The sequence below is a fragment of the Sphingobacterium sp. CZ-UAM genome (assembly GCF_002000245.1).
Classification (GTDB): Bacteria; Bacteroidota; Bacteroidia; order Sphingobacteriales; family Sphingobacteriaceae; genus Sphingobacterium.
On the sequence record NZ_MTCM01000001.1, the window covers coordinates 2,061,096 to 2,082,405 of the forward strand.

Annotated in this window: 17 protein-coding genes; 11 read left to right on the forward strand and 6 right to left on the reverse strand. The window is 38.9% G+C overall.

Annotation, left to right across the window (positions count from 1 at the left end):
* Positions 1-282 precede the first annotated feature (282 nt).
* The gene (locus BWD42_RS08750) at positions 283-6,009 is read left to right on the forward strand and encodes a DUF3320 domain-containing protein (RefSeq protein WP_077435075.1); all 5,727 of its coding nucleotides are present in this window, start codon (positions 283-285) and stop codon (positions 6,007-6,009) included.
* 91 nt (positions 6,010-6,100) lie between these two features.
* Here the strand turns inward: BWD42_RS08750 and BWD42_RS08755 are convergent, their stop codons facing one another.
* A complete protein-coding gene (locus BWD42_RS08755) occupies positions 6,101-6,592 on the reverse strand; it encodes a hypothetical protein (RefSeq protein WP_077435077.1) in 492 nt (163 codons plus the stop codon).
* Positions 6,593-6,797: 205 nt separating this feature from the next.
* On the opposite strand from BWD42_RS08755, the gene BWD42_RS08760 reads away from it, so the two are divergent.
* Positions 6,798-7,490 carry an SMI1/KNR4 family protein gene (locus BWD42_RS08760; protein ID WP_139351074.1) on the forward strand — a complete coding sequence of 231 codons (693 nt, stop codon included), beginning with the start codon at positions 6,798-6,800 and terminating at the stop codon, positions 7,488-7,490.
* Positions 7,491-7,556: 66 nt separating this feature from the next.
* The gene (locus BWD42_RS08765) at positions 7,557-8,198 is read left to right on the forward strand and encodes a DUF4272 domain-containing protein (protein WP_077435081.1); all 642 of its coding nucleotides are present in this window, start codon (positions 7,557-7,559) and stop codon (positions 8,196-8,198) included.
* A 110-nt stretch (positions 8,199-8,308) separates the two neighbouring features.
* On the opposite strand, the gene BWD42_RS08770 is transcribed toward BWD42_RS08765, so the two are convergent.
* Positions 8,309-9,520, reverse strand: a complete 1,212-nt coding sequence (locus tag BWD42_RS08770; RefSeq protein WP_077435083.1) for a DUF1266 domain-containing protein — start codon at positions 9,518-9,520, stop codon at positions 8,309-8,311.
* Positions 9,521-9,768: 248 nt separating this feature from the next.
* On the opposite strand from BWD42_RS08770, the gene BWD42_RS08775 reads away from it, so the two are divergent.
* On the forward strand, positions 9,769-10,326 hold the full coding sequence (locus tag BWD42_RS08775; protein WP_139351075.1) for a Crp/Fnr family transcriptional regulator: 558 nt from the start codon (positions 9,769-9,771) through the stop codon (positions 10,324-10,326).
* Positions 10,327-10,382: 56 nt separating this feature from the next.
* Positions 10,383-10,979, forward strand: a complete 597-nt coding sequence (locus BWD42_RS08780) for a DinB family protein (RefSeq protein ID WP_077435925.1) — start codon at positions 10,383-10,385, stop codon at positions 10,977-10,979.
* Between the two features lie 188 nt (positions 10,980-11,167).
* On the opposite strand, the gene arsC is transcribed toward BWD42_RS08780, so the two are convergent.
* A complete protein-coding gene (gene arsC, locus BWD42_RS08785; RefSeq protein WP_077435085.1) occupies positions 11,168-11,524 on the reverse strand; it encodes an arsenate reductase (glutaredoxin) in 357 nt (118 codons plus the stop codon).
* An 891-nt stretch (positions 11,525-12,415) separates the two neighbouring features.
* Here arsC and BWD42_RS08795 point away from each other — a divergent pair.
* The gene (locus BWD42_RS08795; RefSeq protein WP_077435089.1) at positions 12,416-13,324 is read left to right on the forward strand and encodes a helix-turn-helix domain-containing protein; all 909 of its coding nucleotides are present in this window, start codon (positions 12,416-12,418) and stop codon (positions 13,322-13,324) included.
* Positions 13,325-13,406: 82 nt separating this feature from the next.
* Positions 13,407-14,408 carry an aldo/keto reductase gene (locus tag BWD42_RS08800; protein WP_077435091.1) on the forward strand — a complete coding sequence of 334 codons (1,002 nt, stop codon included), beginning with the start codon at positions 13,407-13,409 and terminating at the stop codon, positions 14,406-14,408.
* Positions 14,409-14,618: 210 nt separating this feature from the next.
* Here BWD42_RS08800 and BWD42_RS08805 read toward each other — a convergent pair whose 3' ends face one another.
* Together BWD42_RS08805 and BWD42_RS25075 are read right to left on the reverse strand one after the other, a co-directional pair.
* Positions 14,619-15,707 carry a porin gene (locus BWD42_RS08805; RefSeq protein ID WP_077435093.1) on the reverse strand — a complete coding sequence of 363 codons (1,089 nt, stop codon included), beginning with the start codon at positions 15,705-15,707 and terminating at the stop codon, positions 14,619-14,621.
* A 198-nt stretch (positions 15,708-15,905) separates the two neighbouring features.
* A complete protein-coding gene (locus BWD42_RS25075; RefSeq protein WP_262507813.1) occupies positions 15,906-16,028 on the reverse strand; it encodes a hypothetical protein in 123 nt (40 codons plus the stop codon).
* Between the two features lie 516 nt (positions 16,029-16,544).
* Between BWD42_RS25075 and BWD42_RS08810 the strand changes: the two genes are divergently transcribed.
* From BWD42_RS08810 to BWD42_RS08825, 4 genes are all read left to right on the forward strand, one after another.
* Positions 16,545-17,276 (forward strand): class I SAM-dependent DNA methyltransferase, encoded by a 732-nt coding sequence (locus tag BWD42_RS08810; protein ID WP_077435095.1) that lies wholly within the window; start codon positions 16,545-16,547, stop codon positions 17,274-17,276.
* A 128-nt stretch (positions 17,277-17,404) separates the two neighbouring features.
* Entirely contained in the window at positions 17,405-18,136 is a 732-nt protein-coding gene (locus BWD42_RS08815; RefSeq protein WP_077435097.1) for a DUF1080 domain-containing protein, read from the forward strand.
* 359 nt (positions 18,137-18,495) lie between these two features.
* On the forward strand, positions 18,496-19,956 hold the full coding sequence (locus BWD42_RS08820) for a S41 family peptidase (protein WP_139351076.1): 1,461 nt from the start codon (positions 18,496-18,498) through the stop codon (positions 19,954-19,956).
* Positions 19,957-20,159: 203 nt separating this feature from the next.
* On the forward strand, positions 20,160-20,609 hold the full coding sequence (locus tag BWD42_RS08825; RefSeq protein ID WP_139351077.1) for a hypothetical protein: 450 nt from the start codon (positions 20,160-20,162) through the stop codon (positions 20,607-20,609).
* A gap of 50 nt (positions 20,610-20,659) precedes the next feature.
* On the opposite strand, the gene BWD42_RS08830 is transcribed toward BWD42_RS08825, so the two are convergent.
* Complete coding sequence (locus BWD42_RS08830) at positions 20,660-21,130, reverse strand: hypothetical protein (protein WP_077435103.1); 471 nt, start codon at positions 21,128-21,130, stop codon at positions 20,660-20,662.
* Between the last annotated feature and the right edge of the window lie 180 nt (positions 21,131-21,310).

Genomic DNA, 21,310 nt, shown 5'->3' on the forward strand with positions numbered 1-21,310 from the left:
GTTTTCACCGATATCTATAAGGAACTGCTATCTAACTATTCTATTTCGAAGATTGCCTGCGCCATAATAACATTGGTCAACACAACTAACATTACTCCGATAAGGGAAGCATATAATTTTTTCATTTTAAATCACTTATTAAATCTGGCACAGATTTAATAATGCTTCCTTTATATATTTTGCCAAAAATTACACGCAAAACGACATCTAGAAATCGCGTATAAAGCAATTGGGAGTATATAAATTTTCTATATCTTTAAACTAATATATTTTTTTTTTAAAATGATCGAAACTAATGCTTGTTTTCAGGTTGCAATAGAGAAAGCTTCTCACTTTAATTACAGCTTCTGTTTCCATAATCTGCCGCTGGTGGAAAAAATAAAAATCACCGCGATCACCCAGGATATTGAACAGGTCAAAATTGAGATTACTTCTGAAATCGGATTGTTTAGCCCTTACACATTCCATATAGACAGGTTTTTGGAAGGAACACCAGTGACAGTGGAAAATTTAGCTTTCGATTACAACATTCCATTTATCCGGAATCTGGTAGAGAAAGATTTGGATACGCTTACCTGTACGATTTATGCTAAAAATGAAATCTTATATCAGCAAAAATTCACAGTAAACGTGTTACCGATGGATTATTTTGGCGGCTTAAGTAAGTACCCCGAGTTATTGGCTTCTTACGTTTTGCCCAATCACGATATCATCTATACGATTAAAGCAGAGGCCGTCAAAATTCTTGAGAAAAACAGGTTAACGCCGGCGTTTTTGGGCTATCAATCCGTTAGCAAGGATCGTGTACTGCAGGAAGTAATGGCCCTATATCAGGCTATTCTAAATATCAATATTACATACAGCGCCATGCCTGCAAGTTTTGAAACTGAAGGTCAGCGTATTCGTCTGGTCGATCAGATCTGGGAAACGAAGTTTGGAAACTGTATCGATATCTCGCTACTATTTGCGGCCTGTCTGGAAGCTATCGATCTGAATCCAATTCTTATTGTCACCCGAGGGCATGCATTTATAGGCGTTTGGCTCAGCGACCAGCGACTAGAAGCTGTTGTCAATTATGATCAGGCGGCTATTTCAAAACGGATCGCGCATGGAATTGATGATATCGCTTTGATCGAGTCTACGCATTTATGCCGAGGAAATGCCTATACCATGCGGGAAGCAATGAACATCGCCGAAACGCAGCTATTACATGCCAACAACTTTATTTTATCCCTTGATATCAAACATGCCCGTTCGCATGGGATCCTTCCCTTACCTTTTACTGGAAAGGACGAACTGAACAACGCAGCTTTAAAGAATACCACTGGATCAACCAAAAAACAGGCTATCGATTATTTTAATATCGATGACAACAAACTGGATCTCGTTCTCAGTGAAGTCAAAGATCTAACAAAACAAAAAATCTGGGAACGAAAGCTGCTCGACCTTTCACTCAGAAATAACCTATTGAACCTCCGGTTCACTAAAAGTATGTTGCAAATAGTGGATCTGAAAACTGATCTCTTGGAAGATCATCTATCAAACGGAAAATCACTTACCATACATCCCAACTACAGTCAAGAGGTTTTACGACGTTACAATCTTTATTTAGAACCCTTGCATTCTTCCGAGCCATTATTCAAGCTTGCTGACGATGAATTCAGATATAATCGCCTGCTGACACTTTATCATCAGGATGATCTGGATAATATCTTAACACACCTGTACCGCAATGCGAAACTGGCCGAAGAGGAAAATGGAAAGAGCACCTTGTATCTGGGGGTCGGTTTATTGAAGTGGTTTGAACCCAAAACCAATCAACAGCCTAGACTTGCCCCCATCCTATTGATTCCTGTTGAATTATCACGCAGATCTGTCAACACCAAGTTTACGCTCCGAAGCCGTGAAGAGGAGGCCATGATTAATATTACATTGTTGGAGTATCTCAAACAGGAATTTAAGCTTAACCTCAATGCCTTGGAAGTGCTACCAATGGATGAGTCAGGGGTTGACGTACAAAAAGTATTCGCCATTTTAAGAAAATCTATTTTAAATCTGGAAGGATGGGATATTCAGGAACAGGTTGTCCTTGGTAACTTCTCTTTTAACAAGCTTATTCTATGGCAGGACCTAACCAAATATGCAGAAGAAATTAAAAAAAGCACCATTGTAAAGAGCTTGATTGACGGGCGGCTTTCGGATCTATTGGATATCACCGCTGATTCGGAAAATCTGGAGCAGCTCCCCTCTTCCTTGTTAACATTGCCCATTCCAACAGACAATTCCCAGCTTGAAGCTGTACGTCACTCCAATGCGAATAAGAGCTTTGTATTACATGGCCCTCCCGGGACCGGTAAATCCCAGACCATCACCAATATTATCGCAAATGCACTAGCGAATGACAAAAAAGTGCTTTTTGTCGCTGCTAAAAAGGCTGCTTTGGATGTGGTACATCGCCGTTTGGTAAAAATTGGTTTAGGTTCCTTCTGTTTAGAGTTACATTCAAATAAATCTAAAAAATCAGATGTCCTACGGCAATTGGAAAAGAGCCTGGAAACACCCAAGTATCAAAGTCATATCGATTTTCAGGAAGAAGCACAACGTATTGATCAGCGCAAAGCAGCATTAAGTCAATATGTTGACTCCTTACATCAGCCCTTTGCAGTGGGTTGGAGCCTGTATGATTCCGTTTCCTATTTAGACAGTCATCATGTCGAAATCAACACGGACTGGTTGCTATCCCTTCAACTGGAACATATTGACAAAAAGACCTGGAATAATTGGCAGGACTGGGCAATCCCCTTCGGAGAGTTAACGCATAAATTACCAGCGATTGACAAGCACCCATTGCACTTGATCCACTTGAAAGATCAGAACTTTGCTCACAAAAATAATATCGAGAAATCTATCGAAGATTATATACAGGCAGACGCTGAGGCAACAAAAGCTCTCTCAGATCTGCAATTGAATCTCCCGAAGAATTGGATCGAAAACAAGACCTCGCTATGTTCACTTCTCGAAAAGATCACTCAGTTTTCGGCGCATCAGACCATCGTAAATGTTTACTTTGATGTTCGCCAAAAAAATTTACTTGATCATTGGGTTGAACTGCAGAGCCAAAAACAGACATTAGAAAATGCGCTTGTTACAGATTTTGGCAACGGAATATTTACGACAGACTGGAATCTGATTGAATCCACATGGAATCAGTCAAAACATTCCTGGTTTCTACCCAAATGGTTGAAACAACGTAAAGTAAAAAAATTCTTAAATGGTTTTGCCACAAACAAAATTACTTCCGAACAGCAGGTTGATCAGTTCTTTTATCAGAAAAATTCCTTCGATCTGGTGGCAAAGAATTTGGCGGAACCGCAATTCTATCCGATAAACGAAGCGACGAGTTATTATCTCATAGGCAATACCTATAATTTAGTTACACTGCAACAGCATCAGCAAGAACTGCGGGCATTCAATGAACTGGCGCAACAGCTCAAATTTGAAAACTTTCAATCTTGGTTAAACTATATACTCGCACATATAGATCTAAAGTTGAGAATACCAACCCTTATTTTAACGCTCCAACATTACTTAGATAAGCATCAGGCCATTTCGGCATTTTTAGTTCATATTCCAGAAGTCGATGTTTTAAATCAAATAAAACAAGATTTAGATCAACTTGAAGACTGGATCCGATACAATTATTATAAGGATCAGGGTATAAAACTGGGACTATCCTGGTTGATTGATCTACTTGAATCGAACAAAATCAATAAAGATGCACTGAGCATGGATATGGAAAGTGTATTGCATCTCAATTACTTTGTAAATTCTTTGGATCAGTCCAGCATTTTAAATGGTTTTGATGCAGCTGTATATGAGGCACAGATTTTACAATACAAGACACTTCATCAAGAGTTTACCCGATTGGTACGGGAGCAATTGGTTTTGGAGCTCAGCAACAAAATCCCCAACCTTTCCCAGGAAGCAGTTCATAGTTCGGAAATTGGAATCTTACAACGTGCGATCCGAAATCGAGGACGTGGAGTCAGTATCCGTCGTTTATTTGATCAGATTTCGACCTTACTTCCGCGACTCAAGCCCTGCATGCTGATGAGTCCGATCTCGGTCGCCCAATATTTTGATGTAAATACCGATCACTTCGATCTGGTTATTTTCGATGAAGCATCGCAGCTACCGACATCAGAAGCAATCAGCGCCCTTGCCCGGGCTAAACAGGCCATTATTGTGGGGGATCCAAAGCAAATGCCACCAACGAGCTTCTTTGCCAGCAACAAAATTGATGAAGATCATATGGAATTAGAAGACCTGGAAAGCATCCTGGATGATTCCCTCGCCTTGTCCATTCCATCGAAATACCTATTGCGTCATTATCGCAGTAAACATGAAAGTCTTATTTCTTTCAGTAACTCCAATTTTTATGAGAACAAATTATTGACATTTCCTTCCCATGACGATCAGGATAAGAAAGTAAGTTTTCAATTTATCGATGGTCATTACGACAAGGGGAAAACCCGAACAAATCTGAAGGAAGCTGAGGCAGTGATCCAATATATAAAACAGCATTTGGAACATCGTCCTCATCGTTCATTGGGTGTGGTCACTTTTAGTCAAACGCAGCAGAATTTAATTGAAGATTTGTTGCAGTCATTATTCTCAGCGCATCCCGACTTAGAAGAAACGGCGCTACAGGGTGATGAGCCTATTTTTATTAAAAATTTAGAAAATGTCCAAGGCGACGAACGTGATTTTATTCTATTTTCCATCGGCTATGGCCCAGACGAAGATGGCAAGGTATCGATGAATTTCGGTCCTTTGAATCGTGATGGCGGCTGGCGCAGACTCAATGTCGCTGTGACCCGGGCCCGATACGAAATGCGTGTTTTCTCTTCGCTAAAGGGAGATCAGATTGATTTAAACCGTACCAGTTCAGCTGGTGTGGAGGGACTAAAAGCCTTTTTAAACTTCGCTGAAAGAGGCGTATTGCAGACAGCTGAAGCAGTAGCCCATGATCAGGAAAAATATACGCTCATCCAATCGATTGCGAAATATTTAGACCAACAGGGTATAAAAGTGAAAACAAATATCGGTACCTCGGGCTATCGTGTTGATATTGGTATTGTGGATCCGCTGCATGCTCATCAGTATATTTTGGGGATATTGGTTGACGGGAAAAACTATTTCAATACACAGACAACCAATGACAGGGAACTGCTGATTCCGAATGTGCTGCAATCACTGGGCTGGAATATTTACCGCATCTGGACCTTAGACTGGATAAAAAACAGAGATAAAATACTGAATGAGATCCAAGCGGAAATTCAACGCATCGTAAACGATACAACGGCAAAAGAGCCTATCATCATCGATGCTTCTCAAGCACAATCGAAAACCAGCCTTTCAGTGCTATCCGATGATGCCATTGTTTCATCTAAAATGAAACCTTATGTAAGCGCCAAAGTCAATCCAATGACAACAGCAAGTCCAGAATTAATTTATGATGTGGCCTATCGAACGGTATTGAGCGATCAGATCCTAAAGATCATCCGCACGGAATCTCCAATCAGTCAAAACCATCTCTTTCGCAAGGTGCTACGTTTATGGAACACCACAAGAGCCACATCAAAACTTGTACAGTATCTAACTGAAGTGACGAGAAAATTGCCCGGAGTAAAGGAGGATCTTTCCCATCAAATTTTTTATTGGGATCAGGAACAATCAGCCACAGCGTTGACCTATTACCGTGATAATAGCCTAGAAAAACGAGCGATCGAAGATATTGCACCTGAGGAAATAGAGGTTGCACTTATCGAGGTCATGGACAACAGTCTCAGTCTATTAAGAGAGGATCTTGTACGCGCCACAGCTAGGGTCTTTTCCTTTTCGAAGACTGGAGCTCAAATTGATAGCATGATCAATACTTCAATTGATAAACTATTACAACAGGGCTATTGGAAATCAATGGATGAGCGGATTATTTTAATCACATAGATCTGCTCCGCACAAAACATCATATTATTGCAGTTACGCTGATATATAGACCAAGCTAGCCAATTGATCTATATATCAGCATTCTCCTTCTCTACATTGTCCAAAGACTCCATTTCGATTTTATTGCGGCTGGGTTTATTTGCGCTATTTTCTTATAAAATTTAACAAAATCTTTATTACATAGGGTATAGTTGTGCGTAAACTTAAATACTATTTTTTGATTGACAGCTCCATTGATAATGACTTGCCAGACCCTATGATTTGTGATTGTTATCGAAGTCTTGCTCAGCTCGATGATATCCGTTAGCGGGAAAACCGCCTTTCTCTGCTGTTTATTATCAATAGCATAAAAGTTTATATCATCAAAATAGAAATCTTCATCACTGACAAGATTATCTTCCAAGCCAAACAGGAAAGGACGGGATGAAATCTTTCTGATCTCTTCTCCAACCAAATCAGCTGAAGCTTCATAACCGATTTGACTATTTTTACGTTTAAATCCAGCAGTATACTGCCTGAAAATTAGGCTAAATAGTACAATGAATAGCGCAAAGCCTATTAAAAATATAAGGTATAAATACATTCTTCTCTTTATTAAACGAAACTTGTCTTTCACTCCAGACATCAAAAAAACGCCTAAATATGTAATGCAGTAATTAATTAGCAGCACAAAATTATCAAATATAATCCAATATGCAGATTTTTATGGACGACAGCGAAATAAGATGGGCCGAAGGTTTTATTTTACTACCGAATTAACTATTTTAGGTACTGTAAAATCAAGATCGATGGATTATTTAAATAAGATAAGGAAGTTATTTGCTTTAGAACAGGATAATATTGACGGATATAGCGAACTAGAGATCCAGAAACTTGAAGAAAAAATAAATATCGTTTTTCCTAAAACTTTACGGACATATTATCAGACTTTGGGCGCAAATAGTAACATCAATTATTGCTATAATCGATTACTTAGCCTCGAAGATGATGTAGCGCTATTGGATGGTTATCTACCCATCTATGAAGAGAATCAGGCTGTAGTCACCTGGGGAATCAAAACGACAGATCTATCTTTGGATAATCCGCCAGTGTATGCAAATTACGATACCGCATACGATTCAGACTGGGAGCTAGAAAAAGCACATGTTTCAGACTTTTTGCTGATGATGGCAATCTATAATGGTACTTTTGGAGGTTTACGGTATTATGCCAATTGTCTTCACACGATTCCATCCACTATGGTGACTGCTGTGGAATCTGGTTGGGAATTAATTCCGGAATTGAGTGTTGATAACCAAAAAATATTTACCCGCGATTATACGGATGTTATTAGCCTTTCTTTTGATGGCAACGGCGTATGTCAAGGGGCATTTGTCGGAACAATGGATCCGCAACTCTTTGACAATATACTCGAAGTACTTGATGTTGATTGGTCTTACATTTCATTTGAAGACGAAGATGAAGACGAAGATGAAGATTAAAGCAGCTATGTATAAATTTTCAGCGGAGAAATCCGGCTATTTAAATGAAAATCATTGTTAAAAAGTATGACTATAGAAGAAAAGAATGCCATAAAAGAGGCAAATATCAAACAAATTGAGGCCAAAAACTACCGCTTTACAGCTTGGTTACCAGTTTTAGAGGATCCGAATACCAGAAGCGTTGATACAGTAAGAGGGAGAATGTCTGTCATGAATGCGTTGATCAATATATCCTTTGAAGCTCCGGTAGAAATTATCAGGAACTGGATCGACTATCATGGCCTGAGCAAACATTTATCGAAATGGGAACAGGAAATTCTACAAAAAGATAACGACGCACTTTCAGACCGTGAACTTAATTCATTAAGATGGTACCTTGAGGGTCTCTGGGCATTGATGTGGGCAACTGAACTAGTCGATAATCTTGATGAAACCGCATGGTGTGGCGACCATATGGCCTCCTTGTTACCAAACCTCGAACGCAATGAAAATAATGAAAAAATTGATCGTCTGTCGTCGTTAAAAAGTGGAAATGAAATTTACGCCATGCTTGATTTTTATTACCGCTTACATTGGTACTGTGTTGATGAGAGGCTAAAGGGAAAACAAGCATTGATCAATGAAGGACTCGTCTATGAGCGCCGAAAAGCATTGGAATGGCTTATCAACAAAGATTCAGATTGGGATGATATCGAGATGGGAACATAAAAAATCACTCAATGCTTGTCATTGAGTGATTGATAAGCGGCATAATATGCCGCTATTTTTATAATAAACAACAGTATGATACGTATTTCCGTTTCTTGCGATAAAAAAGACTAACTTCCAAAACTGATAAAATACAAGGGTGTATCGCCGGAATGATTCTCGACACGATCAAGCCCCTCAAAGAATATATGATCCCCCAGTTCCTTGCCTATCAATTGTTTCTCCATCTGATACAATAGGTCCAGTGCGGTAAAATTCTTCCCATTGGAAGCTTGGATTCGGGCGCATATATCTACTTGAAAATACCCATCCTCTCCATTATCCTCATCAAAAGCCTCTTCTTTATCATCCATTAGTACCTCATTGGGATTCAAATCTTCCATCCCCTTGATCCAACACATATAACAAAGCTCTATTTCGGGCGCATCGACCACAATTTCATTGGCATCCCATTTCGCCCGATCGCCTAAAATATCACGCTGATACTCCGCAACATCGGCATCAAACTCCTGGGAGCTATGATACGACTTGGCCTGAAATGTCCAGGCAATAGCTGACAGCACACGGTCTTGGACTGGTTGGGTATTCCAATCAATATTATTCCAAGGACTGCCTATCTTTTCCCTTAAATAGCCAACATATCTTTTTAAATAAGATTTCCCGATTTTATTGTTTAGCCCAACATGATGTTCTCCCTCCAAAAATTTTTCGGAGAAAGTATGCCAATCTTTAAAGTGCAATCTTGCGTAGGAAGAAAGCTTTTTCAAGATATCCAAAGCGGCTGATTTCGGTAGATACCCGACATCCGCTGCTGCAGTCGTGATATGACTACTGACAGTAATAGCAAGCGCATCCACACCGGGTTTGCTGATATCCCAGCTTCCACTGTCGATTTGATCTTCCCGACCTTCCAGAGCGGTTTCCCCTGTCCTAATTCCGAGCAAGTTAAAATATGCTGCTAATATTTGCAGGCAGCTTTCGGTATCTGCAATAGCGAAGTCTCTTTTCAATAGCTTCACCAGTTCATCGCGGTACTCCGCCTGTTTGGGATAAGTTCCGAACTGATATAGATGAGCCGGATAAGTTCCATCGTCACCAGCACTGCCGAATACGGTAAACCAATCGCCAAAGACGATAACACGGAATGCCGCGCCCAACGCTGTACCGAATTGCTCTTCATAAGGAATATTGTTCAGCGTATCCTTACTGTTAATTTGCTGTTCTTTTGCTTTATCCAATTCCGCTTCCTCAGCGAGTTCCTCTTTCGCTTCCCTTACGCCCTCCTTTGCTGCACTCAATAATTCTTTGAAAAATTTAAACATAATTTTAAAATATTATTTTTAGCTAATGATTCTTATTTACATTTTATCGCAACCACAAAAAGGCTTCATGCAGTGAGTTTAACGACTCATGACCACCTTTATGGACTTGAGATTTCAATTTACTGCTGTAAATCTGAAAATAAATATTTACTTTTTATTCAGAAATGCATATTAGTCTGGAGCCCGACCATATTTGTCGCCGAAGACTCCATATTTGAAGGCAGATAACAGGAGTAATTTTCATCATTATGAAAGCTTCATTCATTAAAGCAATATCAGACATGACTGTATTCAAAGATCTAATTACACCTGCCGTTTTTAAGAAAACGCTTACATTCAAGCGGAATGAACTGATTAAAAGCAGCGGAACTATAGACTCAAAAATATACTTCATAAAAAAAGGCAGCCTTAAAATTTCCATCTTCCAACAAGATGCCGAACAGATTATCCGGCTAGGTTATACTGGAGATCTTATCGTAGCCATGGACTCCTTCTTTGATGGTTGCCATTCAGATTTTGTTATTCAAGCCATCAAGAAAACTGAAGTATTGGTCGCGGAAAAAGAAGATTTTATGCATTTCGTCTACGAAAGTCCTGAGAACACTTCGCTTTACATCAACATATTAGAGGGATTGGTGAAGCAACAGCTTGACAGAGAACAGGATCTATTGCAGGACTCCCCTAAAATCCGATATGAGCGTGTTTTTAAGAGAAACCCTCTCTTATTCCAAATTATTCCCAATAAACATATTGCCAACTATTTGAGGATGACACCTGAAACTTTTTCACGGATCAGTAAATCTTGAGTTCAATCAATTTTTTTGCCCTTTTTTTTCGTGTATTTTATCAAAAAAAAACGAAAATGAAATATAAATCTTTAGCATTACTTGATCAGCTCAGTACACAGACAAAGGAACATATGACTTTTGTTGAATCGTTGAAAACACTGTCGTTAGATGATCTCAATAAACGGCCCCATAAAGGCTCATGGAATACCTTAGAGTGTATCGCACATCTCAATCTTTATGGAAACTTCTATCTGCCTGAAATTTCGAGAAGAATGGCGGCTAGTCAATCGAATGCAGTAGGCTATTTCAACAGTGGCCTTTTAGGAAACTATTTCGCAAAAAGTATACTTCCAAAAGATCGGCCCAACAAAATGAAGACATTCCAGGAGATGGATCCTATACATAAGAAATTGGACAAAAATGTGCTTGCTGTCTTTTTGGAACAACAGGAGAAGTTCCTTCAATTACTTGAGCAGGCAAAATCAAAAGATCTCAACAAAATCCGAACAAATATTTCCATCAATAAATGGATAAAAATCCGTCTCGGAGATACCTTCCGTTTTCTGGTTAACCACAATATCAGGCATATCGTACAAATAAAAAATATCCTTTCAAGCGGCTCCCTTATTGATCAGACCAGTCCGGTTTTACCAGCTGCCAATCACCAATAATAGCACCAACATATTTTATTAAGAAATAGAAATGAATGCCTCTAAAGACCTCAAAGAGCATATTTCAGCGCTTTTAGACAAGATGGCTAAGGATACTTTAACTATGTAAATAATTTGAAAATATCCAGCACCGATGCGAGTATATTTAGTAGCTGTTTCATGGAAAAAATAGCGCAATTATCGCGCCATTAGGATGATCGTGGTGTAAAGAGCTCGATTACTCTTTCCAAGGGGCGGCCGATAACCGCTTTACCATCTTTAATAATGATAGGCCGTTCTATCAATATGGGGTTTTGCAGCATCACCTCAACCCACTCCTCATCCGTCAATTGAAGATGTTGAAATTTTTCAAGGAATAGAGCTTCATTCTTTCGAATAAGCGCTAGTGGTTTAAGTCCGAGTTGCGACAATATTTCAATGAGCTCAGCTTTACTGGGGACTTCTTCAAGATACTCTTGCACCTGCAGATCTACAGTATGCTCTTGCAAAAAATCCAACGCTGCGCAACTCTTGCTGCATTGTTTATTATGGTATATTTTAATCATAGTAGCTTTTTGTTGGGCCTTATTATTTGAGATTATTTTTCGAATCTAATAAAAATTCCAAAGGAAATACAGGCAGATTTCGTTTTCTCCGAGGGGGCGCAGGATCCTCCCAAGGGAATTTACTTTTCTCTTAGGGGATCTTGGTTTTCTCCTAAGAGGATGTGGCATTCTCCCTGGGGAGTTTACTTTTTCCTTAGGGGATTTTGGTTTTCTCCCAAGGGGACGCTACATCCTCTCAGGGGAATTTACTTTTCCCTTAAGGGATTTTGGTTTTCTCCCAAGGAGACACAGCATTTTCCCAGGGAAATTTACTTTTCCCTCAAGGGATTTTGGTTTTCTCCCAAGGGGACGCTACATCCTCTCAGGGGAATTTACTTTTCCCTTAAGGGATTTTGGTTTCCCCCGAATGGGACGCAGCATTCTCCGAGGGGAATTTACTTTTCTCTTAAAGGATTTTGGTTTTCTCCCAAGGGAATGCAGGATCCTCTCAGGGGAATTTACTTTTCCCTTAGGGGATTTTGGTTTTCTCCCAAGGGGACGCAGCATTCTCCTGGGGGAATTTACTTTTCCCTTAGGGGATTTTGATTTTCCCCTAAATTCACCTTCGAGAAACCAATGCTACAAATCATGCGATTAAAAGCAATAAATCCACTTTTTACAAAAAAACAACTTGTAATTCAATAAATCATAGGGGTAAAATTCTGCCAAAAAGTTTTTTGTGCTTTTTAGATTTTGGCAGAATTTTACCCCTTCTATATGCTGCGAATTGTTTATATGGGCGGACTAGTCTCCTATTTATCTGAGCAACATGGAAGTTATCAGCAATTCTTCTGGGGAAAATTGAACTGTAAATGACCGTGGTTTGTAAAACGAATTTTATAATTTAGTAGTATGAACTCAGCTGAAAGTGTAACAGATTTCTACAAAAGACAACCAGGCTTTGCGAACCTAGACTTACCGCTTAATAATACGGGTATTGGGCATTTCAATGTGTTTAGTCGAGAATCCTGTACGGTGGTCTCCCCTTATAACCGTCGTGATTTTTATAAAACTTCATTGATTATAGGTCGGGGCAAATTATATTATGCAGATAAATGGATACAGATCGATCGACCTGCGATGTTATTTGCCAATCCGGTCGTGCCCTACGCCTGGGAACCGGAGTCTACGGCACAATCTGGTTGGTATTGTGTCTTTACGGAAGAATTTATTCAACATAGTGAACGCATAGAAAGTTTAAAGGATTCTCCCCTTTTTAAAATTGGAAGCAACCCAATTTATTTTCCAAATACAGAACAGCTGGATGAAATCTCAACAATTTTCAAAAAAATGTTGTCTGAGATGAATTCAGATTATGCACATAAAGACGATGTCTTGCGCAGCTACCTGCATCTATTGATCCATGAGACAATGAAGTCAAGCCCTGCTCAGGAGTTTGGTGCATATACCAACGCATCTACCCGTGTATCGAGTCTATTTTTGGAACTCCTGGAACGTCAATTCCCAGTAAACACATTGGATACTGGTCTGCAACTGAAAAGCCCAGGGGATTATGCCCATGCCCTTTCGGTGCATATCAATCACCTGAACCGCTCTGTAAAAGAAACAACAGGTAAAACCACAAGTGCACATATCGCCAGCCGCATTGCGCAGGAAGCGCGGGCATTGCTACTACATACCAATTGGAATATCGCCGATATCGCTTATAAATTAGGCTTTGAATACCCTTCTTATTTCACAAACTTTTTCAAAAAACATACTGGAATGTCACCAAACCAATTACGGATGACGACTGTTTGAAAAATATAATTATCTGTTTGATTGTCTTAAGTAAGACACCGTATACCTTCGCTACTTTTGTATTGAACAAAATATAACAGTTATGAAATATAGAAATCTCGGAACAACAAACGAACAGTTATCTGCTATTGGATTAGGTTGCATGGGAATGAGTTTTGCCTATGGACCTACAGACGAAAAAGAGAGTATTGCTACACTTGAAAGGGCATTGGACCTTGGCGTAAACTTCTGGGATACAGCGGACATGTACGGCAATGGCGCCAACGAAGAATTGATCTCAAAAGTTCTGGTTCCCAATCGGGATAAGGTATTTATTGCAACCAAATTTGGCTTTCGTTTCAAGGATGGACAGGCGGGACCAAGCGGCACCGCAAACACTTATTTTGACGGATCACCTGCCTGGATAAAAATTGCTGTAGAAAATAGTCTCAGAAGACTTCGCATCGATACCATAGATCTGTATTATGCACATCGGGTGGATCCGAATATCCCGATCGAAGATACTGTAGGCGCTATGGCGGAACTGGTCAAAGAAGGAAAAGTAAGATATCTCGGACTGAGTGAGGCATCGCCGGCTTCGATCATCAAAGCCAATGCGGTTCATCCCATTGCGGCACTGCAAAGTGAGTATTCTCTGCTAACACGTGATGTAGAAAAAGAAATACTACAGACTGTACGTGATTTGGGTATCAGTTTAATCCCCTATTCACCACTTGCCAGAGGTTTATTTTCCAATACCTTAAATTTAGATAGTCTGGCAGCAGACGATTTTAGAAGAACACTTCCCCGCAATCAAGGAGAACATGCGGAAAATAACGCTCGTTTGATTGCTGAATTTGCGCTCTTAGCTCAAGATAAACATTGTTCGCCAATACAATTGGCGCTGGCTTGGGTGCTTGCTCAGGGGAATGACATCATTCCAATTCCAGGTACGAAAAAAAGAAAGTATCTAGAAGAAAACGCAGGTGCTATCGAAGTCCAATTGTCGGATTCGGATCTAAACGCCATTGAAGAAATACTTCGGAAATACCCAAATGTGGGCGCTCGTTATAGCGATGGTGCAATGGCATTGGTCAACAATTAATGGATCAACTTTAACCGATACGGGGTATAGCATGCATTTTACACTAAATGATCTCTCCGACTCCGTATTTGTTTTATTGAGACTTAAACCTCTATCCGCTTCTACCACTGAGACATAACCATACCCTAAAATGGGGTGATGTATTTTTCTAGGTATTATTTCAGGAACCTTGCTGTTGTCTATTGATCCAACAGCAAGGTTCATCTTTATTTAGAAACTAACAGTTAGTGCCATAACAGCCGTTGTGCTATTTTTCACCAAACTATTACTCCGATTTAGGAAGATTGCTTCTTTGTTGGTCAGATTACGTATTTCTGTCCGCCAGAGTACATTGGGGAGAATTGCATAATCAGCATTGAGCGAGTACCCAAATGTTTGGAACCCATTTTTTGCGTCGGTAGAGATAATGACTCCCTTTTTATCCTGATAGTATTCTCCCCGAGCAGTAAGGCTGAATTTATCGGATCCTGTATAACGTGCAATTAATACCGGGGTATACCAGACATTGTATTTGCTGCTCCCTTTTTCCTTTTGCTCTGCACCGATGTCAAAACCTACCGTGAATCCGACCTGTTTATTTAGCTGATAAATAGCATATAAGTTATGAAAATAACGCATCTGTCTGACACTATCCGCTTTATCACTGCCGATAAAAGATCCACTATTGATCGTTAAATTACCGGTCGGCTTATATACAAGCTGATGTCCGAAGGCAGGCAAACTATTGCCATCGACACGCTGTATACGTTGCCAACCGTTTAATACAAGTCCGCTAAGAAATAATTTTCCAGATGCAGAGGTGTAAGATATTTTTGCGCCGGTTTCAAAATAGGGCGAATTATCGGCAAAAAGGCTCCTTGTCACTGTCCAATTGTCCTTTCCAATGGCACTTTCAAAACCCAAATGGGAAGAGAAAATACCGGCATCAATCCATAAATTATGCTTCTTTGAGATGCGTATACCAGCATTGGCTTCATAGATATTCTTCAATACTCCAGGCTCCGCCGCATAGTTGGCATTCATGTAGGTACCTGTTGCCAAGGTTACATTGGCCCGCGTCTTCTCCGTATTATAGGTAGCTTTTAGCATGGCCAGATTAATATTCACTTCATTGTTACGGTTATGGCTGTAAACAAAACCCGGACGCGTATTTCCAAGAGGGTTATTGAAATCCCGCATATAATAAGCTTCCACATATCCGTTGAATGAAAGCGGATTATTTTTCGTTGTGTCTTCCTGTGCAAATAGTGATGTTGTTGCCCCAAGTACGAGGGAGGCCAACAGGGTTAATTTCTTCATTTATTTAATTTTTGACTGTCATTTATTCTATTCGTATAGCTACGCTTTGGCATTTATTTTCCCATCATTGTCATTTTGCTATCACCTAGATTCGTTTTATTTCGGCTAAGGACTGCAGCCCGTTGTATACTCGACATAGTGGCTACTCCGACTATATCCTTTCACCAAAAGCTGATATCGCGATTGCATTTTCAAAATTTAACCGAGATACAGCTGATAGATCATGGTAAGGATCAAGATGGTCATCACAACCTTCGCTATGCGATCCATAGACAATTTTCGGGGCGACTGCTGCTCCTGATTTTCTTTTAAATCTTTCATGGCTAACGTTAACTTAAGTGTTGTTCTACTTTGTATTTTCTTAATTTTTCTCAAAGGAATCCATCACATTTTAAAGCATAACTAAAAGCAAAGTATTCGAGTTATTATCAGTACTCGTATTTTCACTTTGCTGTGGATTATTAGAGATTCGTGAACTATTATTTTCATTCTTGGAGATGTCATATCATCCGCGGGCGGTTTATCAGCTTCAATGTGGGCGGGCTCTGTGCCGATTCTTTTATTTTTCTAATCATCTTCATTTTTATATACGTTGTCCCTATATGCCAAACACTAGTCCACAGTTTTTACGAACAACGTAAAACACTAAAAGACAATAGATTTAAAAAGAAAAGATTAAAATCAAAATAGCTAGATCCTATCAGAATGAAAGGGTAATTTTATCAAAATGAGAATTGAACCCTCAGATAAACTATCGAAAAATAAAAACAAAAAACATGAATAATCTGTAAATTAGGTATTCAAGAATAGGGAGTGAATTTAACCCGTAACAATTAGATGCAAGAAAATAAATACGACGATCCAAAATTTTTCGAAGAATATAGCAAAATGTATCGGTCACAGAAAGGCTTATTGGGAGCTGGCGAATGGCATGAATTTCAAAAGCTCTTACCAAACCTGAGGGACAATGCTGTGCTCGATTTAGGCTGTGGGTATGGTTGGCATTGTCGATATGTGATTGAAAATGGCGCAAAATCTGTTATTGGCGTAGATCTATCCGAAAAAATGTTGGAGAAGGCCAACGAGATCAATAAACTGGAAGGAATCGAATATCAACGAAATGCAATTGAAGAGCTTACTTTCAGATCCGGACAATTTAATCTAGTGATCAGTTCTTTGGCATTTCATTACATACAAGACTTTGATGCACTCTGTCGGAATATTTACAATTGGCTCCAACCTGTAGGGAAATTTTTATTCTCGATAGAGCATCCTGTTTTTACCGCGCAAGGCAACCAAGATTGGATCTACAACAAAGATGGAGACAAACTCTATTGGCCTGTAGACAACTATTTTCTCATGGGGGCTAGAGAGACAACATTTTTGGGAAATACGGTTCTAAAGTACCATAGAACAATTACTTCTTACCTCAGTAGCATTCTACAAAGTGGATTTAAAATAAACGCTTGTGTTGAGCCTGAACCCAGTACAGAAATGCTCGAAAATTTTCCAGCAATGGGTGATGAATTGAGAAGACCGATGATGTTGATTATTTCCGCTGAAAAGTAGTTCGCTACATCGGCTTCCTCTGTAACAAATTTGCATAAGAGCCTGTATTTATAATGGAAAGCAAACATTAAAATTTATTTTAGTGTATCAGGTTCCTAAAAACATTCAAGTACAACAAACTTTAAACAATGATAAACTTAAACCTATTCAAAAAAATTGCAGTGGCTGCCTGTATCAGCTGTCTATTTTATTCGTGTAATAAGGAGGCTAGTGCTCCAAATACATTGACTGAGGAAGAACAAAAAGAAGGCTGGCAGCTCCTATTTGACGGCACTACCCTGAACAATTGGCATACCTACAACAATGAGAAAAAAGCACCGACGGCCTGGTTGGTGCGGAATGGTACAATCTATTGCGATCCAAATAACGAAAGTCAAAAATATGATCTAGTGTCCAACAGCGACTATAAAAATTATGAGTTCAAATTTGAATGGAAACTGGAAAAGGAAGGCAACAGTGGCGTTTTCGTCAATGTACAGGAACAGCCGGATATCAACGCGACTTATCACTCAGGCCCTGAATATCAATTGCTCGCAGATTCGCACCCTGACTTTGACAAACCATTAAAACGTGCTGGTTGTCTCTACATGTTTTTACCCCAACAAAATTTTGTCAGCACCAAAGCTAAAGATGATTGGAACCAATCAAGCATTGTGCAAAAAGACGGTAAAATAACCTTCTATCTGAATGGTACGGTCACCGCCGAAATGGATTTCAATTCGCAAAAATGGAAGGATCTGGTAAAACATAGTACTTTCAAAGATTTTCCGGAATTCGGTCAACATGTTAGCGGTAAGCTCGCCCTTCAAGATTGGTCAAGAGGTGTATCTTTTAGAAATCTAAAGATAAAGCAATTATAATCACACCTATATATAGCCTCAGAAGTCCTTCGTTCACACAAAAACGAAGGACTTTTTTACGCCTGATTTTATCTATTCCCCCCAACTACCTGATTATGCTTCTGATCTGGATAGGTTAAATCACAAATAAAGTTCAACCAATTTTAACACGATTTGCAATCACTCTCAATTTTAAATTTGAGTCCCTTTGTGCCGAATACCCGACAAATTTCGCAACATGTACTGTTCGTAAACGAACAATTATGCCCATCATCGGACACTTCAAAAGTTTATAAAAATCATATCTAACTTATAACAAAGCAACTATGAACTTGGCCAAATAATTGTCATCCTTCGGTTAATTAAAAATCCTAAATATTATGTTTAAGCTTATTCTGTCATTTGCTTCTATTTTCATTTTCAGTGGTAATCTACAGGCGCAAAACTGTAATTGTGCTGAAAACCTTAAATGGGTCAAAAAAATTATTGAAGAAAATGATGCTGGTTTTCAATATGCTTTAGATCAGAAAGGATTGGACGCTTACCAAGCGCACAACGTGAAGATAGAGCAGAAATTAGCAGCTGTTAAATCAAATTTAGACTGTACAAAACTCCTATCAGAATGGTTACAGTTTATCCGCAAAGGGCATTTGTCTATCAATCGAATCGATGGAAAAGATGTTGATGTACTTGTCTCCAAAGACGATCATAGCGTCAATATAGCTCACCCTTCCATCCCTTTCTCCGAAGAAGAATTTAAGCTTTATCTCTCTGAGAAAAAAAGACAAGATTTAGAGGGAATATGGGACTCTCCACCCTACCAAGTAGCGATCAAAAAGTATCCTGAGGGATATAAAGGCATTATCGTCGGATCGACAGCGGATAATTGGGTAGTTGGTGACGTCAAATTCACCCTAAATAATGAACTATCAGAAGGTACTTATTATCTTAGAGATAAATCCCAGGAAAAAATATCCTCCACATTAGCCATTGGGGAAAATATCTTTCAATTGGGTAATTACCTATATACTAGAAAATATCCGATAGTAGAAAACTCGCCTTTAGAAGCGGATTTTGCAAAATCATATTCAACAGCTAAACCCTATCTGCAAAAGATCAATGCAAAAACAATTCTGTTACGTATCCCCAGTTTTAACGGTAGGCAAAAACAAACAATTGATAGCCTTATCGCCGCGAATAAACCACAGTTGAAAAAAACAGAAAACTTAATTATTGATATCCGAAATAACGGTGGCGGTAGTGATGGCAGTTATGCTGAAATTATTCCCTTCTTATATACAAACCCTATTCGTACCGTTGGTGTCACATTTTATTCCACAAAATTAAATAATAAGCGAATGTTGGACTTCTGCGAAAAGTATGAGGAATATGGGATTGATCCAAAAGACGTTCCTTTCTATAAAGCTGCTTATGATAGCTTGAGCAATCATTTGGGAGAATTTGTCAATGTAAGACCAAACAGAAAAATAATCAGCATTGATTCTAGCCATACGGCACTTCCCTATCCTAAACAAGTTGCGATTATCATCAATGGTGGAAATGGAAGCACGGCAGAGCAATTTTTACTTGAGGCTAAGCAAAGTAAAAAAGTTAAGCTTTTCGGCACAACAACTGCTGGTGTTCTTGACATCTCAAATATGTATTTTGTTGAATCCCCTTGCAAAGAATATAGGTTGGGCTATTCACTTAGCAAAAGTTACCGGATCCCTGAAATGGCCATTGATAATAAAGGGATACAACCTGATTATTATATAGACCAAAGTGTACCTGCCCACGAATGGGTTGAGCATGTCAGAAAAGTACTTGATGGTTCGAACTAACTGTTAAAAGAGAATTCCGACAACTTTGGCGCAATCTCCTAACAAGCTTCACCATTCGGTATTCGTTATGGTAATAAAATTGGCGTATATGGTGAATTTGGTTTCGGATATCTGGGTATCGCCAATGTTGGTGTATCTTTCAAATTATAATATTTCATACTATAAATTAGTATAGTTTTTCAAACATTTAGATGAAAATTATTATGATCAAATCTATCATATCATTACTATCTGTTGCGCTTATCAGCAGCAGTTGTTCAACTATCCAACATGCAGAAAAAATAGATTCAACTCAAGAGAATGTATCGGTAAAACTTCAGAATTCAAATCCCGTTACCATCAAAAATCCTTCTGGTAAAATTACCCTCTATGCTGTGACTGCAAACATCGCTGATGTACCAGCAACGATAATAGCTGAAAAAAGCTTTAAACAAAGTGAATTACCATTTGAGATTAAATTGGATCTTCCAAAAAATCATTACAAATTAATCAAACCGGCAGTTAACGAAACTGATCCCATAAAATATTACGTCGCTCTGGAATGGGACTCTAATGGTGACGGTACATTGGGCAAAGGAGATGTGAGGATTGACTTTAACAAGAAATTTCCAACCGTATATCTTGGAAATAATAATGAGGTATTTGTCTTATAAATGCTTTTGGAAAGTACAATTATAGACCGCTCAATTGCCCTTTGGAACTATTATCGCAAATCGATACGGGCATCGATCCAAAAGTACGCCCTGTTTTTTCGGAATAAATCATCGGGTAATTGATGGTTATAAATCAGTTCTTCCAATGTATTAAAATTGTAACGCAACACCTCATCGTTCTTAAACTGGATCGGACGTAAAATCGCGTCTTCATCATCAATAAAAATATCAGATTCGAAAAGATTGATTTGATTTGCTGTGACCCAAGCCATAGCGGCTACTCTATCCATTTTTATCAAAGCCTTGGCCGCTTCTTGATATTGTTTCATTTCCCAAGGGAGATCTTCGGGATAATGGGAGGCTACATAATCCTGATATATTTTTATGTTCCCTATTCGCAGGCATTCGTTACGAATCAACAATCTTGTTGTATCACGGGCAAAGCTCACATATTCGGGATGCATAAACAAACCGTACCGTTTACTATACAATGCTATCTTATCTGCCAATTCTTGCCTCATAATTTATGTACGTAACAAAAATCGTCCCAACATCCTCTTTTATAGCAAGTTTTAAACTAAATTATTGATTTTTTAGTTGAGAAAATATATTTTTTTCCAAATCAAGCAGCATATAGCAAATATCACAAGTTAATTTTTCCAATAAAGCGAAAGGATTCTGATATCACTCCCATTTATATG

Excerpts from the sequence above, each read along its gene's own strand:
- BWD42_RS08750 (WP_077435075.1), top strand. The coding sequence starts at position 283 with ATGATCGAAACTAATGCTTGTTTTCAGGTTGCAATAGAGAAAGCTTCT.
- BWD42_RS08755 (WP_077435077.1), bottom strand. The coding sequence starts at position 6,592 with ATGTATTTATACCTTATATTTTTAATAGGCTTTGCGCTATTCATTGTA.
- BWD42_RS08760 (WP_139351074.1), top strand. The coding sequence starts at position 6,798 with ATGGATTATTTAAATAAGATAAGGAAGTTATTTGCTTTAGAACAGGAT.
- BWD42_RS08765 (WP_077435081.1), top strand. The coding sequence starts at position 7,557 with ATGACTATAGAAGAAAAGAATGCCATAAAAGAGGCAAATATCAAACAA.
- BWD42_RS08770 (WP_077435083.1), bottom strand. The coding sequence starts at position 9,520 with ATGTTTAAATTTTTCAAAGAATTATTGAGTGCAGCAAAGGAGGGCGTA.
- BWD42_RS08775 (WP_139351075.1), top strand. The coding sequence starts at position 9,769 with ATGAAAGCTTCATTCATTAAAGCAATATCAGACATGACTGTATTCAAA.
- BWD42_RS08780 (WP_077435925.1), top strand. The coding sequence starts at position 10,383 with ATGAAATATAAATCTTTAGCATTACTTGATCAGCTCAGTACACAGACA.
- arsC (WP_077435085.1), bottom strand. The coding sequence starts at position 11,524 with ATGATTAAAATATACCATAATAAACAATGCAGCAAGAGTTGCGCAGCG.
- BWD42_RS08795 (WP_077435089.1), top strand. The coding sequence starts at position 12,416 with ATGAACTCAGCTGAAAGTGTAACAGATTTCTACAAAAGACAACCAGGC.
- BWD42_RS08800 (WP_077435091.1), top strand. The coding sequence starts at position 13,407 with ATGAAATATAGAAATCTCGGAACAACAAACGAACAGTTATCTGCTATT.
- BWD42_RS08805 (WP_077435093.1), bottom strand. The coding sequence starts at position 15,707 with ATGAAGAAATTAACCCTGTTGGCCTCCCTCGTACTTGGGGCAACAACA.
- BWD42_RS25075 (WP_262507813.1), bottom strand. The coding sequence starts at position 16,028 with ATGAAAGATTTAAAAGAAAATCAGGAGCAGCAGTCGCCCCGAAAATTG.
- BWD42_RS08810 (WP_077435095.1), top strand. The coding sequence starts at position 16,545 with ATGCAAGAAAATAAATACGACGATCCAAAATTTTTCGAAGAATATAGC.
- BWD42_RS08815 (WP_077435097.1), top strand. The coding sequence starts at position 17,405 with ATGATAAACTTAAACCTATTCAAAAAAATTGCAGTGGCTGCCTGTATC.
- BWD42_RS08820 (WP_139351076.1), top strand. The coding sequence starts at position 18,496 with ATGTTTAAGCTTATTCTGTCATTTGCTTCTATTTTCATTTTCAGTGGT.
- BWD42_RS08825 (WP_139351077.1), top strand. The coding sequence starts at position 20,160 with ATGATCAAATCTATCATATCATTACTATCTGTTGCGCTTATCAGCAGC.
- BWD42_RS08830 (WP_077435103.1), bottom strand. The coding sequence starts at position 21,130 with ATGAGGCAAGAATTGGCAGATAAGATAGCATTGTATAGTAAACGGTAC.